General features: G+C 35.8%; 13 protein-coding genes. 7 read left to right on the forward strand and 6 right to left on the reverse strand.

All coding sequences use genetic code 11. The annotated features are described in order from the left end of the window. Window positions 1-862, forward strand: an 862-nt coding sequence (locus tag AB1444_08965; GenBank protein MEW6526781.1) for a hypothetical protein, incomplete at its 5' end; no start/stop codon positions are given. A gap of 393 nt (window positions 863-1255) precedes the next feature. Here the strand turns inward: AB1444_08965 and AB1444_08970 are convergent. Together AB1444_08970 and AB1444_08975 are read right to left on the reverse strand one after the other, a co-directional pair. Beyond that, window positions 1256-3076 carry an aldehyde ferredoxin oxidoreductase family protein gene (locus AB1444_08970; GenBank protein MEW6526782.1) on the reverse strand — a complete coding sequence of 607 codons (1821 nt, stop codon included), beginning with the start codon at window positions 3074-3076 and terminating at the stop codon, window positions 1256-1258. Between the two features lie 42 nt (window positions 3077-3118). After that, window positions 3119-3664, reverse strand: a complete 546-nt coding sequence (locus AB1444_08975; GenBank protein ID MEW6526783.1) for a DUF2889 domain-containing protein — start codon at window positions 3662-3664, stop codon at window positions 3119-3121. A gap of 678 nt (window positions 3665-4342) precedes the next feature. Here AB1444_08975 and AB1444_08980 point away from each other — a divergent pair. The 6 genes from AB1444_08980 to AB1444_09005 all read left to right on the forward strand — a co-directional run bounded on the left by AB1444_08980 (window position 4343) and on the right by AB1444_09005 (window position 11871). Further along, window positions 4343-6022 (forward strand): long-chain fatty acid--CoA ligase, encoded by a 1680-nt coding sequence (locus AB1444_08980; protein MEW6526784.1) that lies wholly within the window; start codon window positions 4343-4345, stop codon window positions 6020-6022. Window positions 6023-6096: 74 nt separating this feature from the next. Further along, entirely contained in the window at window positions 6097-6756 is a 660-nt protein-coding gene (locus AB1444_08985; protein MEW6526785.1) for a DUF429 domain-containing protein, read from the forward strand. A 115-nt stretch (window positions 6757-6871) separates the two neighbouring features. Further along, a complete protein-coding gene (locus tag AB1444_08990) occupies window positions 6872-8206 on the forward strand; it encodes an MFS transporter (GenBank protein ID MEW6526786.1) in 1335 nt (444 codons plus the stop codon). A gap of 26 nt (window positions 8207-8232) precedes the next feature. Continuing rightward, window positions 8233-10938, forward strand: a complete 2706-nt coding sequence (locus AB1444_08995) for a UPF0182 family protein (protein ID MEW6526787.1) — start codon at window positions 8233-8235, stop codon at window positions 10936-10938. 28 nt (window positions 10939-10966) lie between these two features. Continuing rightward, window positions 10967-11671, forward strand: a complete 705-nt coding sequence (locus AB1444_09000) for a hypothetical protein (protein ID MEW6526788.1) — start codon at window positions 10967-10969, stop codon at window positions 11669-11671. Further along, a complete protein-coding gene (locus AB1444_09005) occupies window positions 11647-11871 on the forward strand; it encodes a hypothetical protein (protein ID MEW6526789.1) in 225 nt (74 codons plus the stop codon). Before AB1444_09000 ends, AB1444_09005 begins: the two co-directional genes overlap by 25 nt. A 272-nt stretch (window positions 11872-12143) precedes the next feature. Here AB1444_09005 and pheT read toward each other — a convergent pair whose 3' ends face one another. The 4 genes from pheT to AB1444_09025 form a co-directional block, all read right to left on the reverse strand. Further along, window positions 12144-14540, reverse strand: coding sequence for a phenylalanine--tRNA ligase subunit beta (gene pheT, locus AB1444_09010; protein MEW6526790.1), 2397 nt, complete (start codon window positions 14538-14540; stop codon window positions 12144-12146). Window positions 14541-14561: 21 nt separating this feature from the next. Then, window positions 14562-15599, reverse strand: a complete 1038-nt coding sequence (gene pheS, locus AB1444_09015; protein MEW6526791.1) for a phenylalanine--tRNA ligase subunit alpha — start codon at window positions 15597-15599, stop codon at window positions 14562-14564. Window positions 15600-15800: 201 nt separating this feature from the next. Further along, entirely contained in the window at window positions 15801-16709 is a 909-nt protein-coding gene (locus tag AB1444_09020; protein ID MEW6526792.1) for a phosphatase PAP2 family protein, read from the reverse strand. 29 nt (window positions 16710-16738) lie between these two features. Continuing rightward, window positions 16739-17683 carry an ROK family protein gene (locus AB1444_09025; protein MEW6526793.1) on the reverse strand — a complete coding sequence of 315 codons (945 nt, stop codon included), beginning with the start codon at window positions 17681-17683 and terminating at the stop codon, window positions 16739-16741. Window positions 17684-17731 lie beyond the last annotated feature (48 nt).

Here is a 17731-nt window from a genome sequence, read left to right on the forward strand (position 1 = left end):
CTACACCATACAGTGGAAGTGGGACAATTTTGGCAGGGTGCGCAGTATATGGTATAGCAATGGCTTTAGTGTGCATTATGCTTATGACGCGGGAGGCCAGGTAAGAGGTGTGGTGGGCTACGCAGGTGACTATCGCACCGAGTATGTAAAAAACATAGAGTATGACCAGTATGGCAGCCGCACGAAAGTGGAATACGGCAATGGCGTGGTAACACAGTACCAATATGATGCAACGATGCACCGGCTTGTGAAGCTTGTCACACAACAGGGCGATAGTACCTTGCAAAACATAGCGTATGCGTATGACAGGGTAGGAAATATATTGACAAGAAGTGAAAACGGTGTTGTGATGAGTAACAACATTGTAAAAAGCATACGGCATAGTTATAGCTATGATAGTTTGTATCGACTGACCGAGGCAGAGGGTAGCATAGAAGAGAGTGGGAACACGGTGAACAGTTACCGTAATGAATTTACCTATAGCAGTATAGGCAATATTATGAAGAAGCTCCAGGTGGTAAAGGTTAAGGGGCAGGATGATGCAGGCCTAACGTATAACTACAGTTATAGCTATGAGTCAAACAAGCCGCATGCGGTAACTAATATCAATGACAACCTAACGTATCGGTATGATGCCAATGGGAATATGATAGCGGTATACGATACGGCAAAGGATTACAACAGGGTGCTCTACTGGGATGACGATAATAGGCTCACAAAGACAGTGGACACTACAGCGGGCAAAGGGGTAACAACCACGTATAATTACGATGCCAAAGGTATGCGTATACTCAAGGATGGCCCGTATGGGAAATCGATTTATGTGGATACAGGCTTTATTGCTTCGACAGGTGGGCACTAGGCTCAGCCTTAGTGCTCAGCAACCATGCTTCGACAGGTTCAGAAACCCGAAGTCATTGTGCTCACTAACTAGATATTATAGATGGCCCCTGAGTGCTTCGATAAATCTAGCAACCTTCTATCGAAGAAGGATAACTTGTCTTAGATTGAAGTACTCAACAAAGGTTTTAGAATAGTAAGCTGTTGAAGGATTATTGAGTATAGAAATCAAAAGGTATTTTACTTTGGAACTATCTTTTGTTGCAGCCTGGATAAAAGAAAGTGCATATTATAATATGTGGTTATGGAAAATTTAACACTATTCAATATACAAGTATTGTTGAATGTACAGTAAACCCTAATTATAAATTAGTTCATATGCACAAAATTAAAAAACATCAGATGTACAGTTAGACTATACAATCTTTAATCTTTGCAATGTTTCTTTAGTAGGTATACCGTTTTTATCCCATCCACGTAATCCATAGTACTCATCAAGCATTTTTTGTAGATCTTCAGTTGTACACATCCACCCTTTTGATGGTCCATCAGGGATGGGTTCGTTCATTACACGGTAGGGCAACACATCAATTTTTCTATCAATTCCACGAGACACATTGATGAGTCGCTCTATTGTATAAATACGTTCACCAATTTCTACTAATTCCTGTTTTGTTATATTCCATCCAGTAACGTATGATAGTGCTTCAGCTAAAGTTTCATTAATCTGTGAGCCAAAACTACGTTCATGGATAAATCGGCATAATACTAAAGAATCACCAACAGCAGTATTGTTTTGTGAGTTAAAAGAATACTCAGGCTGATGAGTAAATCCAGGATCTACTTCTGGATCATTGGGATAATAAGTTGGGCGTGTATCATGATGACTACCACCTCGTGTTGCTGTTGCATATCCCAGACTCATCTGACGTAGTCCTCGTGCAGAGTGTCCTGCTATTTCTAATCCTTTTACTTCATAAAGATAATTTTGTGATTCTCTACCTATGTATTCAGATAATCGTTTGGAACCCATTGCCAGTAATTTACCTAAAAGACCTTTTTGATATGCAGCACATTCACCAATTTCTGTTAAATGATTCCATTTTCCAAAATGCAAAGGAATTTCTAAGTCTGAATTTTTTATAAGTCCTTTTTCTACACACTCAGTTAGAAATGCAAGAGTAACACCAAAACTTATGGTATCCATTCCCATTTCATCACAAACTGTATTAGCATTGTAAATAGAAACAACATCACTGTTTTCCAGCATAGAGCCTATTGAGTAAATAGTTTCATATTCGGGCATTTTAACATGAGAACCAGTATAGGTACCATAGGGGACATCAACAAGTTTGCCGCATGCTATGGGGCAGCCGTGGCAGGCAATATTTTTTTTCTTATGATGGTCTTTGATGTATTCACCACTTATCACATAAGCCTTATCAAATTGTTCTTTCTGGTTATTTCGAGTACATAATTTTCCCCTGCTATTGATCATCTGTACCAGTACTGGTGTACCAAATTCGGTTAAATGTTTGGCACGTTCTTTCATTCCCGGATAAAGTTGATTGAGACAATTTTTTAGTTTATCTATATCAAAGATTTCAAGCTTTTTGTCACCGGAAACTACTATACCTTTACATAATTTTGCTCCCAAAACTGTACCTATACCACCGCGACCAGCAGCACTCACTCGAGTTCCACTGCATATTACAGATGCATATCGTACAAGATTTTCACCTGCAGGGCCAATTAATGCTGATTCAATCCTTTTCTTGTTTTCTTTTGATAATAGTAAATAAGCCTCAGAAACTGTTTTGCCCCATATTGAAGTCGCATCCTTTATAGTCACTATCTCATTATCAATATGAATATATACCGGTGAAGATGCTTTTCCCTTTATAACTATTGCATCAAAGCCTGTTCGCTTAAACATTGCTGCAAAATTTCCGCCAAAGTTTGAATCACAAAATATGTTGGTTAATGGGGAAATGCTGGCACAATGCCCACGGCTTCCACCCCATACATGGCCACCAGTAAACGGACCTGTTGCAAAGACTACTGCATTATCTTCAGATAAAGGATTTGTGTCTGGTTTTACTGTATCATACAGTATTTTTGCCGCAAAACCATTGCCACCTAAATAAAGCCTTGCAAAATCTTCGTTAAAATTTTTAATATTTATACTTGTAGTGGTTAAGTTAACTTCTAATATTTTGCCATGATATCCAAACATTACATGTTCCCTCAATAATATAATTTATATTAAATGCATTTTTTAGCTCTTTATTTTATTGATAGTATCTGATAATTTTTGTATCATTGGTCCATCTTTGCGCCATACATAACAGGTATCAATTAAATAATGGCTCATTGATCCCTGATTGGCAAATTCTTTTGTAACAGGTTTTTGTGCTTTATGTGCCCAGAAACCCTGAACAGCAGCTGGTGCCATAGCTAAAATACAATTTGCAACGTGTGTGCATCCACTGGTTCCACCAATAATATCCTTCACAGCTTTTGTAAATCCCCTGGTAATGGATAAGCCATTCAGTTTGTGTATGTTTTTATTTGCATCAATGCACTCTACCCGTGGATAATGTATCATTTCCACATGAATATCACTTATAGTCAAAGAATTTCCACTAACCTTCATTGTAATCTTCATATTATGGAGAATGCCTGGATCTTTTTTTTCACCAGTAACCAGATAATAAGGGCATAAACGGGTATCCTTTATCTCGCCTTCTACAATAACCGAATCCTGTTCATCTTCATAACACATAATATCAATAGTTCGTGAAAATACTTTTTTATTTTTCATAATAAACCTCTTAATAATAATTATTGATAAAAAAGTATTAATAACATATTTTGCAATGAATTTTTTATTAAATGAAAAATAATTTAAAACCACTAATTATTCCTAAATGTGGAAATTTGAACAAAATATAAAATAGTGTACACCCCCGCCGACTTCGGCGGCGGTCGTGTACACTATATTCATTATGAAATTTTTTAAGGAATTATTGCTGATTTACAACAATAAGAATTCAATACAATTATATTTAGCATTTAGAAGCAGATATCCATGGACATTGCCGAGTATATATAATTTCATGTTCTGTTTATAAATTCATTTGTTAGGATGGATAGTACTGTAAACATAATAAAAAACATTAACCGTATGTTATAATAGATCTTAACTATAAATAAATTATTACACCATTGATAAAAAATGCATTTATTATTAAAATTGGTATTTATATTTATAGAAAATACAGTAAGTTTAAAGACATAGTGTCTATAAAAAAATTTCTAAATATAAAAGTATATAATGTTATTAATATTCAATAATATTAAAAATGTGTTATATATAAATAAATTGTTGACATTGTTATCATATATTGCTTGAATTATATCAACGTATTAAATAAAAAATTCACTTCTATGATCCATCGTTTCTGGTTTTTTAAATTAAAAAAATCGCAGGAGGTTTGCAATGGAAAAAGTTTGGTTAAAATCCTATGCGCCAGGGGTACCTCATTCAATCAAATACGATGAGATAACCGTTGTGCATGGATTTGAAAGGTCAGCAAAAGAATATCCAAATAAGAATGCGCTGATCTTTCTTGATGCTAAGATCAGTTTTAAGAAGATGCAGTCAATGGTTAACAAAATAGCAAATGCATTGATTGATATGGGGGTAAAGCCTGGGGATAAGGTTGCAATGTTAATGCCAAATATGCCACAGATAGTTATTGGATCATATGCTGCATGGAAAGTTGGTGCAGTTGTGGTAATGAATAATCCATTATATACTGATCATGAGTTGGAATACCAATTAAACAATTCAGAATCAACTGTTTTAATAACACTAGATTTGTTAGGCCCACGCATGATTGCATTACGCCCAAAAACGCCGGTTAAAAAAATTATAATTGCTCATATCCGTGACCATTTAGGATTTCCCAAAAAACAACTTTTACCAATAGTGGCAAAAGATAAACATAAAGATATACCACCTACTCAGGATGTATATGAATGGACTGATTTATTAAAAAAATATCCTGATAATGATCCGGGTACCATGGCAAAATTCAATGATCTGGCCAATTTACAGTACACAGGTGGAACGACTGGTGTAAGTAAAGGTGTAATGCTTACACACAAAAATTTATCATGCAATTTACAGCAAATAAATGCATGGTTTCCTGGATTTAAACGCGGTGAGTTAACAAGCTTAGGTATTTTACCGTATTTCCATTCATTTGGACTAACCACGGTAATGAACCTTTGTCTCTGGCAGGGGTGGACACAGGTGTTGATACCTCGGCCTGAACCTGGTGCCATCCTTGAAGCTATAGTAAAATATAAAGTGAATTTCTTCCCTGCTGTTCCCACAATGTATGTTGGATTATTAAATCATCCAAAAATCAAAGATACGGATATATCAAGTATTCGGGGTTGCTTTTCAGGTGCAGCACCATTGCCTGTTGATGTTATAAAAGAATTTGAAGCAAAAACAGGCGCCCAGATTTGCGAAGGCTATGGATTGTCTGAAACTTCGCCTGTTGCAACAATAAATCCGTATGGTGGGAAAACAATACAGGGTTCTATTGGATTGCCAGTTCCTGATACAGAAATAAAGATTGTTGATCTGGAAGAAGGAACAAAAGAAATGCCATTGGGACAGGAAGGTGAAGTATGTATCAGGGGGCCTCAGGTTATGAGTGGTTATTACAAGATGCCTGATGAAACAGCAAAAACACTTCGCGATGGATGGTTATATACAGGTGACATTGGTAAAATGGACGAAAACGGCTATTTCTATATTGTTGATAGGAAGAAAGATATGATTATTGCAGGTGGATATAACATCTACCCACGTGATATAGATGAAGTGCTCTTTGAACATCCAAAAATTATGGAAGCATGTGCAATAGGAGTTCCTGATAAATATCGTGGTGAAACCGTCAAAGCGTTTGTGGTATTGAAGCCTGGTGAAACAATGACTGAACAGGAAGTAATAGACTATTGTAAAACAAAATTAGCTGCTTACAAAGTTCCAAAGATGGTAGAATTTATTGATAGTTTGCCAAAGAGCAATGTAGGGAAAATATTACGTAAAGAACTCAGGAAGATGGAACTTGAAAAAATGCAGAAAGAACAGGCTGGATAGAAAATAGAGTATTATTATAAAAGTTTGATAAGGCGCACATACAGTGCGTCTTATCTTTTTATCAGGATAATAGTATGCATTATATTGGTATAGATCCATCATGGAGTGGCAAAAATAATACAGCAGTTGTTGTGTGTGATAATACGTTACAGGTCATTGAAAATTGTTATACAAATGATATTAAAAAATTAATTTTGGCGATAGTTCCTTTTAAAGATGCAATTATAGGTATTGATGCACCTCTTATTATTAGAAATCAAACAGGACATCGCAAACATGAAAATGAATTTTTAAAAGTATTTTCCCGATTTGGGCTTGGACTGCATGCAGTAAATAAAAAACGGTATCCATATTTTTTTCCCGAAGTGTTATACCGGGAATTGAGTGCTCTGGGCTATAGTTTTAATAAGAACAACATTTATGAAGTATATCCTCATGCAACAATTATGATATGTTTTAATAATATGAAACTTTTACAGTATAAATCGAAATATGGTGTTACAGTGCGCAGAAAGAATATGGAAAAATTATATAATTATATAAAAGGCGTTATTACATGTGATGATTTATTTACAGGAACTATCGCACAAGCTAAAGGTAAACAATTAAAAACATATGAAGATTATCTTGATGCGCTAGTGTGTGCATATACAATATACCACTGCATGCATAAAGGTTGTTATTCATTTGGAGATGCTGAAAATGGCATTTTGATAGTGCCTTTTCCTGAATGAAGAAAGGTTGCTTCATAAATAATTTAATAAAAAAATCCTTGCATTTATTATAATGTGATGGTATTTACAATGAACTTTCGTATTTCAGAGAGTATTTACAGTGTGGGGGATATGTATGGCAGAACAAAAATTTGCTAAAAGTGAAATATTTGCAATACTCCTTATTGCATTGATGAATCTATTTTTATTTGCTGATCAGAATCTGATGGCACCTAATCTGACACAGATTGCCCATGACTTTGGATTTAATGATGTTCAGCGAGATGTCATGTTAGGCGGGCGAATATCATTTGTATTCTGGGTGCTGGGTGGGCTTGTGACTCTTGCCATTGGTTATCTTACTGATAAAATATCACGTCGTAATCTTTTTTTATTTGTTATTCTTGTTGGTGAAATTCCCTGTTTGCTTACTGGCTATGCTCAAAATTATGATCAGCTATTCTGGCTGAGGGCATTAACAGGAATAGGAATTGGGGGAGCTCTTCCTTTAACATTTTCACTGATTGGTGATTATTTTTCACATAAAAACAGGGCGGCTGCTGCAGCATGGATTGGATTGGCACAGGGTTTAGGAATTGCAGTTGGGCAGCTTATGGCGGGTTTTATTGGGCCTGTATATGGATGGAGGTTGCCATTTATACTGGTTGCTATACCTAATTTTTTACTGGCAATTATTTTCTTGCTGTTTGTAAAAGAACCACAGCGTGGTAAGACAGAAGAAAGTCTTAAGGAATTGATTGAAGAAGGAATTGCATATACTGGACGCATTAACTGGAAAGAATATAAAAATTTATTTAAGATTAAAACCAATATTCTTGTCTTTTTACAGGGTATACCGGGCACTGTTCCATGGGGTGTATTCTTTATATTTTTAAATGATTTTTATTCGCAGGATAAAGGATATTCTGTCCAGATGGCTACACTCATTGTTATGACAGTTGGTGCTGCTGCAATTATTGGTGCATTTGTTGGTGGCCTTGTTGGGAATAAACTGTATAATATTAAACCAAAATATTTACCAATGCTTTGTGGAACCTCTACACTTGTGGGTATAATTCCCATGGCATTATTGCTTAATTATACTCCACAAATAATCGTTCCAGAACCTGATCCAACCTGGCCTCTTATATTTGGGTTTGTAACTGGCTTTACAGTTACCATAACAGGACCAAATGTTAGAGCAATCTTGCTCAATGTTAATACTCCTGAAACACGTGGTTCAATATTTTCACTTTATAATCTTACTGATGATCTTGGTAAGGGATTTGGACCGGTTATCATAAGTGCACTCATTGTATGGTTTGGAAGGATTATGGCATTTAATGTTGCAAATCTTTTCTGGCTTGTGTGTGGATTATTATTACTGGTAATGATATGGACATTCCCGGAAGATGAAGCTAAACTCAATGCAATATTAAAAGAACGCGCTGAACAGATGAAAAAAAATTGATAATAACAAAAATAATGGAGTAATCCATGAATAGAAAGTTTTTAATAGCACTGATTGTTTTCATGGTTTTATATGTATTGGTATATTCAGTGGGTAATTTTTATATTGATTATCGCTGGTTTTCAATGTATAACCATCTGGATATATTCTGGATTCTCTTCTTTTCAAAGTTTAACGTACAGACGTTATTTTGGGGTTTGTTCATAGGATTATTCATACTTAATTTTATTCTTATAAGGATTTTGGGGGGCAAAGGTAGAATATTCACAAAAAACATTCTGGATAGAATTCGAATCCCAGGATTTGGAACAACCCGCAACCTGTTGTTTGTTTTATTAGCTGCAGGTGTAATAGTTTTAGGTTTTTTTATGGGTTTATGGGCTTCAGCTTACTGGAAAGAATATTTAATGTATAAAAATGCAGTTTCATTTACTGGCTTCCCAAACGATCCCCTGTTTAATAAAGACATAGGATTTTATGTATTCACTCTTCCATTCTATAAATTCATGTTTCGGTGGTCATTGGTTTCACTTTCGATAATAACTATATTCTCTTTTTTCTTTCATATATTGAATAATGGGATTTTTTCGCAAGATGGCAAGCTGGAATTTTCCCGTTTTGCACGTGCGCATCTGTCTACACTTATGGGTTTAATTGTGTTACTCATTGCAACCGGGTACCGGTTACTTTCATATGATTTATTGTTTAATAACAGGGCAAAGTTTTTTGGTGCAGGTTATACTGATGTTCATGCAAAATTGCTAGCTTATGACATATGCATAGTAATATCAGTAATTGCTGCTATTTTGCTTTTTGCCAATATAATTACACGCAGCTTTAAATTGCCAGTGATTATTTTAATAACCTTATTGCCAGTTTATTTTATATTTGGGACAATCTTTCCTGCATTGCAGCAACGCTTCATTGTTGATCCAAATGAATTGGAAAAAGAATCTCCATACATTAAATATAATATTGAATTCACACGGTTAGCTTTTGGGCTCAATGCAATCAAAGAGATGCCCTTTGAAAATGCGCCTACGTTGACATTGCGTGATTTAGAAATGAACAAGGATGTGGTTAATAATATACGTCTTTGGGACTGGCGCCCTTTAAAACAAACATATAAGCAATTACAGGGTTTAAAACCTTATTATGATTTTATTGATGTTGATATAGTACGGTATTCTGTAAACAATCAGAAAGTTGCACTTAATATATCGGCGCGGGAATTGGATAACAGTAAATTAACCGTTTCAAAAAATTCATGGTTGAACAATCATTTGATTTTTACTCATGGTTATGGTATTGTTGCCAGCAGAGTAGATAGAATTACACCTGAAGGGCTTCCGGAACTTGTACTGTATGATATCCCTCCAAAATACAAAATACAGATACCCGTTGAAGTACCACAAATATATTATGGTGAACATAATAATGCATACATTATTACTAATACACGAGTAACTCCTGGTGAATTTGATTATCCGTATGGTGATGAAAACAAATATACACTGTATACTGGAACAGGAGGTGATGTACTTGATTCGGTTATAAAACGAGCTATGTATGCAATAGCCTTTGGTGACTTTAATATTTTAATTTCTAATGTGATAACCAGTACAAGCAGAATCCATTTCCGAAGAAATATAACCGAAATGATAAAAGCCATCACTCCATTTTTATATTATGATTCTGACCCATACGTTGTAGTTGCGGGAGGTAAAATATACTGGATTATTGATGGATATACATCTTCAAATGCATTTCCGTATTCATCACCAGTGCAATTGGAACATGGTGAATCAATAAATTATATCCGAAATGCAGTGAAAATTGTTATTGATGCATACAATGGCAGCATTACATATTATATCTCTGATCCAAATGATCCTGTAATTAATGCATATTCCAAAATTTTTAAAAATTTATTTCTTCCTATTGATAAAATGCCTTCAGAATTACAGGTACACCTGCGTTATCCTGAAGGCTTATTTAATCTTCAGGCACAGCAACTGTTGCGGTATCACATGACAAATATAAATGTTTTTTATAATAATGAGGATTTATGGGATATTCCACTGCAGATATATGAAAACGAAAAAGAGTATATGCATAGTTACTATCTTGTAACCGCTTTGCCTGGTGAAAAAACAACTGAATTTCTTTTAATATTGCCTTTTACACCCGCCAAGAAAGACAATATGATAGGATTTCTGGTTGCCCGCTGTGATATGCCTTCTTATGGACAATTATTATTATACACATTGCCCAAGGATAAACTTAACTTTGGGCCTATGCAGATTGAAGCCCGAATAAATCAGGATGCAGAAATTTCAAAACAGCTAACATTGTGGAGTCAACGTGGTTCACGGGTAATACGTGGGAACATGTTAGTACTGCCAGTTAAGGATTCAATTCTTTTTATTGAACCATTATACCTTAAAGCCGAAACAAGTGAAATGCCGGAATTAAAAAGAGTTATTGTTTCATATAGAGATAAAATTGTTATGGAAGAAAATCTTTCAATGGCACTTTCACGACTATTTACCGAAGGAGGTGGAATAAGTTTTGATTATTCTACGGATTACGGGTTAAAAGATCTCATTAATAAGGCTTATATGCATTTTATTCAGGCTGAGGAATATCAACGTCAGGGTAACTGGGCAAAATATGGGGAAGAGTTAAAACAATTGAAGGACACACTGACAGCTTTACGGAATAGCAAGTAATATTCATTTCAGATAAAGGGAGTTTTTCATGAAAAAAATTATACTATCAATTGTAGTGATTTTGTTAGTTATACTTATTGGATTTGTAACATATGTTGCAAATAAGACAGTACGTGTAAATGAAACTGATATACCTGGATTTACGCCAATCAAAAATGATGCATTGGCAGATAAATATTGCCCATATATTATTTCAAATTCTGAATATGAATATCCATACGCTGTATATTACCGCGCAAGTGTAGATGATAAAGGAAATACATATATTGCATATCATTATTTCTGGGAACGAGAAGTTAATAATACCAGAGGATTTATACCATGGTTAAGCCGAAACATTTACACAGGAGGGTTAAAACTGCAAAAAATTATGTTTGGCAAACATGATATTGAAGTTATTGGTCTTGTTATTAATAAAAAAAATATCATTACAAAAGTTATTTATGAAAGTCCTGAAAATTATAATCCCAATGTTTTTTCCGTTAAGCATAAAACGAATGAAATAACGCAAAATATAATTTTGCCATTGCGGTTTAAAGTTGTATCCTGGAACCATTTGTTTCAGCATGTTGATGATAAATATACGTTAAAAAAAGGCGAGGTTGAGTTATTTATTAAGCCAAAATATTTTACTCAGGATTTGTGGGATGAATTCACAATGTTTAAAAAGGAAGAAACAGCATTAAAACAAAATAGAGCCCATTACCCATGGGAAAGAGAATTTATACATTAATAACAATTATGCGAATAGGGAAATTTTACCCGGTAAAATCAAATAAAATACTTCACATCCATGATTATATTGAAGTAATTGTTTATAATAACAATGGAAATGATATAGTTTTACAATGTGAAATAGAAGATGTGGTGCAGAATGGCTTATCGTATGTGTATAAGATTTTTGTGCCAAATCCATATAAGCCTAAACTATGATTAATTATAGTATTATTACTGTCCAATCTACAGTGGGCAGTTTGGGGTCGTCTCAAAACCAACCGTGGGGCTTGCAATGACGTGAGTGTAATGTAATTGTGAGCTTAGCACCAGTGCTGAGCTTGTCGAAGCAAAGCAATCTTAATACCGTAGAAGATGAAATTGCCACGCGCTTGCTGCGCTCGCAACTATGGGATTGCTTCGTCACTTCGTTCCTCGCAATGACGCAGGTGCAAAGTAATTGCAATGAGGTGTCTTTTGGGATATCCTCATTATCGCAACTTATATCCATGCTTTTCTACAAATGCAACGACCTTCTTCTGAAGATTGTCAATTTCTTCCGGGGTTAATGTGTGGTCTTTGGCTCTGAATGTTATTCTGAATGAAACAGATTTTTTACCCTGTGGTATTGGTGGTTGATTGTATACTGAAATAACTTCAATATCAGCAATATGTTCCCTGTCAGCTTTATAGAGCATATCCACCAGTGTAGCAGCATATTCCTTTTCATCAGTTAATATGGAAATATCAAAAGGTACATCAGGAAATTTTGGTAGTTCTTTAAACACTATATCCTGCTGTGGCAAAGATAACAGCAGATCAACATCAATATCAAAAAGTGCAACCTGTCCTTTAATTTCAAATTCATTGGCAATTTTAGGATGAAGTTCACATACCAGTGCAACAGGCTTGTTATGAATTAAAAGTTCCAGTGAACGTGCTGGATGTGCATATGGTGGCAGATTATCGCTTTTTGGCTTCAAAGTGTAATTAGTACGTAATGTTTTTTCAAAAATGCCAATGCAGCAGGCTTTGGCATCGTAAAAAACAGGATGAACAGGTTTTTTTGAATATATAACTCCAGTAACTCTGGTATTTTCAGTAGCTAAATCTTTTGATAGTCTATTTTCTTTAAGGTAAATTCTTCCCAATTCAAAAATTTTGAAATCGTCAAAGAAGCGCTGGTTAGTTGTTATATTTACAATTAAATTTGGAATAAGGCTTCTTCGTAAACGGTCCTGTTCTTTTGACAGTGGATTTTTCAATTGCAATTCTTTGTTTTCATTTAATTGTAATTTATTAAGCAATGCTTCGCCAACAAATGAATAATTGCTAACTTCAGTCATATGGAAATCATTGACCAAAATTGATTTAATTTCCCTTTCAAACGTTCGTTTACTGTTGCGTGAAGGTGGAGCACAGGGCACAAAAGGTGGTTGTTCAGGGATATTATCAAATCCATATATTCTGCCAATTTCTTCAACTATATCATCAGGTATTGAAATATCCTTTGTTGCACGATAACTGGGGACATCGATAATCAAACTGTTGTTATTTTTGGTTACCTTAAAATCTAAGGATGTAAGAATAGATACTATTGTGTTGTCATCAATTGAATGGCCTAATTTTCTTCGGATAAAATCTGTAGTAGTTGAAATACTGACTGGTTTTGCAGGCATGGGATAGGTGTCAATAATTGGTGTTACTGCTTCAGCTTCAGGACAAAGCATCTTTATCAGTTCATAGCACCTGATAATTGCAGCAGGGCAAAGTTCAGGATCCAGTGATTTTTCAAAACGGATAGCTGCTTCTGTACGCAGATTGTATCTGTTTGCAGTACGGCGTATATAAACGGGATTAAAATTTGCAGCTTCAAGAACAATTGAAGTTGTGTTGTCTTCAATTTCACTGTTGCCACCACCCATAACACCAGCCAGTGCGATAGCACCACCACTATCGGCTATTACAACATCCTCAGATGTCAATACATGTTCCTGGCCATCCAGTGTGGTTAAATGCTCGCCATCTTCTGCAAACCGCACGATAATTTCATTGCCACGCAGCTTTGTACGGTCAAATGCGTGCATTGGCTCACCCAATTCAGCCATAACATAATTGGTGATATCCACAATGTTGTTTATGGGACGCATGCCGATTGCTTCAACCCGAGCTTTAAGCCAGTCAGGTGATTCCTTTATGGTAATGTTATTTACCATTAATCCGCAATAACGTGGCGCGCCTTCAGGATTTTTAATAGTAACTTTTAGTGTTTCTTTAGATTTAAAATCTTTTGCAAGATCAAAATTTACAGGGTATTTAAAAGGCTTTTTAAATAATGCAGCTATTTCACGTGCAAAACCTGTATGGCTCCATAAATCTGGCCTGTGGGTAATTGATTTATTGTCTATCTCTAAACGAACATCTATAAGGTTTGGGTACAGTTGTGCTAAGGTAATGCCAATGGGAGTATTTTCTGGAAATATCATTATACCTGAGTGGTCATCAGATATTCCCAGTTCACGCTCCGAACACAGCATTCCTTCGGATTCAACACCTCTGAGTTTTGCTTTTGTAACGGTGAAGGTGTCAGTAAATTTAGTACCAACCGGTGCAAGCGCTACAATATCACCAGCTTTGTGATTTGGTGCACCGCATACAACCTGTAACACACTATTGCCGGTATCCACTTTGCATACGGTAAGTTTATCAGCATTGGGATGTTTGTTAACTTCTAAAATTTTTGCAGTATAAATATTTTTTAAAAGCTCATGAGAATATTCAATAGAATCAATTTCAGCAGTTGACATGGTAAGCCGATTGGCAATATCAGCCACTGGAATGTCTTTAATATCAACCATATCCTGAATAATATTTAATGAAATCCACATAATAATAACTCCAAAAAAGACTTAAAATTGATAGAGGAAACGAACATCGCCGCTTAAGAAATGGCGAATGTCATTAATACCATAGCGCATCATAACAAGCCTGTTTAAACCCAAACCAAACGCAAAGCCAGACCACTTATCCGGGTCAATATTCCCATACTTGAGTACATTAGGATGAACCAGCCCACAGGGCAATAGCTCAACCCACCCGGAATATTTACATACACTACAACCCTTGCCACCACATATTAAACAGTGAATATCTAACTCAAATCCAGGTTCAACAAAGGGGAAATATCCAGGGCGCAAGCGTATGGTTGTTTCTTTGTGGAAGATTTCTTTTAGCAATGTTTTCATAAAATAGATAAGATGGGCCACAGAGATATCCTTATCCACCATCATGCCCTCAACCTGGTAAAATGTATTTTCATGTGAGGCATCAATACTTTCATAGCGGAAGACCCTGCCAGGGCCAATAACTCTAAATGGTGGTTTAAGCCTCTCCATGCCTCTTATCTGAATTGCTGATGTATGTGTCCTGAGCAGATTGCCATCTTCAGTCCAGAATGTATCCTGCATATCGCGGGCAGGGTGGTATGGCGGGATATTGAGTGCTTCAAAGTTATAGTAATCAGTTTCTACCTCAGGGCCATCAAGAATTTCAAAACCCATAGAGGTGAATATGTCCTCAATTTCATATTGTATTTGCGAAATAGGATGCAGGTGACCTCTTTCATACTGTTGTAATGTGCCGGGCAGTGTAAGCGTAACATCCAACCAGTCTTCCATGATAAGTTTGTTTATTTGCTGTTGGGTTAATACAGTTTTACGATTTTCCAGTGTGGATTCAATTTTTTCTTTCAGTTCGTTGGATAATTTGCCTATCTCAACACGCTCTTCCTGTGGCAATGTGCCAAGTGATCGCAAAACTTGCGTCAAATCACCTTTACGGCCCAACACTTTAACACGTAACTGTTCCAATTGATCTATCGTTGTGGCTTTCTCAATTGCGGATATTGTTTGTTCATACAGGTCCTGAAGCTGCTTTTTCATATACATCACCTGAGTAATTACAAGTCTATACGTCCCTTACCAAGAACTATCGCCCAAAAAAAATATTATTTAGGCGATAGTTACCGATAAATAATTTTTTAGATTTGTATTACAAAGGAACTGCTTGAAAAAAGTCAACAATATTACTATGAATTTTTATGTAAATTAACTATATGACAATCTCACAACTGATGCCGTGAGATGCATTTAACCAGAACTATTACTCTTTTTTGAAAGGTATGGAATTTGCATAAATAGTGCAGGTGCGCCATACGATACCCACAACCCCATAAACCAGTATCGGATAAAGTCAAATACACTTGATGAGGGGAATACTATTTTAAGACCTTCTTTAATAACAAGGAGAATGATAATCCCTATGATAAATTTACAAAGCGCAGGTAGAATTGTAAAAGTCATCTCTTCAGATTTATCTTTGTTGAGTATAAACCCTATTGCAAAACCGGATAGTACACCAAATGATTTGGCAATTTCATTGCCGGTTAAAGCTATGGCAATAATAAAAGGTACTATGACAAAAAGTGCAACTGCGGGGATTATACCGGTATTCCATAGTTTGTCGTAATGAGGGATTAACGCAATAACACACAGAAAAATAACAGTCCCTAAAATTATGCCACCAGCCACATCACCTAAAAAATGTACACCTAAATACAGGCGAGAATACGAGATGGCAATAATCAAAAATAGCGAAAATAGCGTAAAAACTCTATGCTTTAACACATAGGCCAATGTACCCCAGAATACTATTGCACTTTGAGCATGGCCGCTGGGAAATCCAGGGCTGTTAACAGGACAATACATGCGGTTCAGTTCTGCTATTGGTGGGGCAAGGTTTGCAGCATCTGGCCTGGGATTTATAAATAAAAATTTTGCAATATCGTTAATTGCAGCAGATAGCAAAAAAGCAATGCCAACTATGGTTGCAACGCGTTTATTTACACACCAGAATAAAAATGGTATCACAAGAATATAAAACATCTCATTGCCTAATTGTGTGAATGCAACCATAACAAAATCAAGCCATCTTCCGGCATAAAGATGTATCTGGTTTAATGTTTGTTCACTGAAAAGTAACTGGTTGGAAAAAAACATAATTAACTCCTTTTGTAAAAAGAATTTGATTATATCAGATTATCCAGCGCATATTTTGCAGCACCTATTGCTGCTGTGTAATCACCATATGAAGTTACACAGTAGTGAATATCTTCTTTCATGCCAGCTAAGGCCAACGTTTGTACACCCTGTATAATTTGTGGTAAAAAAAATTTATGTGCATTAGAAAGCCCGCCACCAAGTATAACTGCTTCAGGATTAAATATATTGACTAAATTTGCAATTCCAATTCCAAGGTATTGTCCAATTAAATTAAAGATATACAGTGCCAGAGCATCACCTTTTTGTGCTTCTTCAAATACCAATTGTGCTGTTAATGTCTCATGTTTTGTGCGGTTAATTATTGTTGAATCAGGATACATGCTTATATGACTTTTTGTAAAATTGACAACCGCAGTTGCTGAACCATAGCACTCAAGGCAGCCTTTTCTTCCGCATTTACACAATAGCCCATTGTAATCAATAGTTGTATGGCCAAATTCCATTGCACTTCCAGCATGGCCGGTATAGGGCACGCCATCAATAACCGCTCCACCGCCAATGCCAGTGCCCAATGTAAGCATTATCCAGTTCTTGAAATGGTTGCCATTGCCAAGCCACAGTTCGCCAAACACTGCGCAGTTTGCATCGTTTTCAAGAAAAGTTTTACATCCAGATAATTTATGTATTTTTTGCACCACGGGATAGTTTTTCCACCATGGAATATTGGGGCTTGTGACTACAATACCTTTGTGTTTATCAATAGCGCCTGCCGAGCCGATGCCTATGGCCTCAACTTCATTTTTGTTTATGTGCGATATTTCCTGTAAAATATCTATGCACTGTAAAATGTTTTTTTCAGTTTCAGAAATAGATTTTCCTGTGGGAACCTTTGTTTGTGCACGTATAACACCGGTGCTATCGACAATAATGCCTTTTATGTTTGTGCCGCCAATATCCAGACCAATAACCATAGAATGACATCCACCATGAAGTTAAACCGCATAGTATCACAAAACATT

The organism is Spirochaetota bacterium (assembly GCA_040756435.1).
In the GTDB taxonomy this organism is placed as follows: Bacteria; Spirochaetota; UBA4802; order UBA4802; family UB4802; genus UBA4802.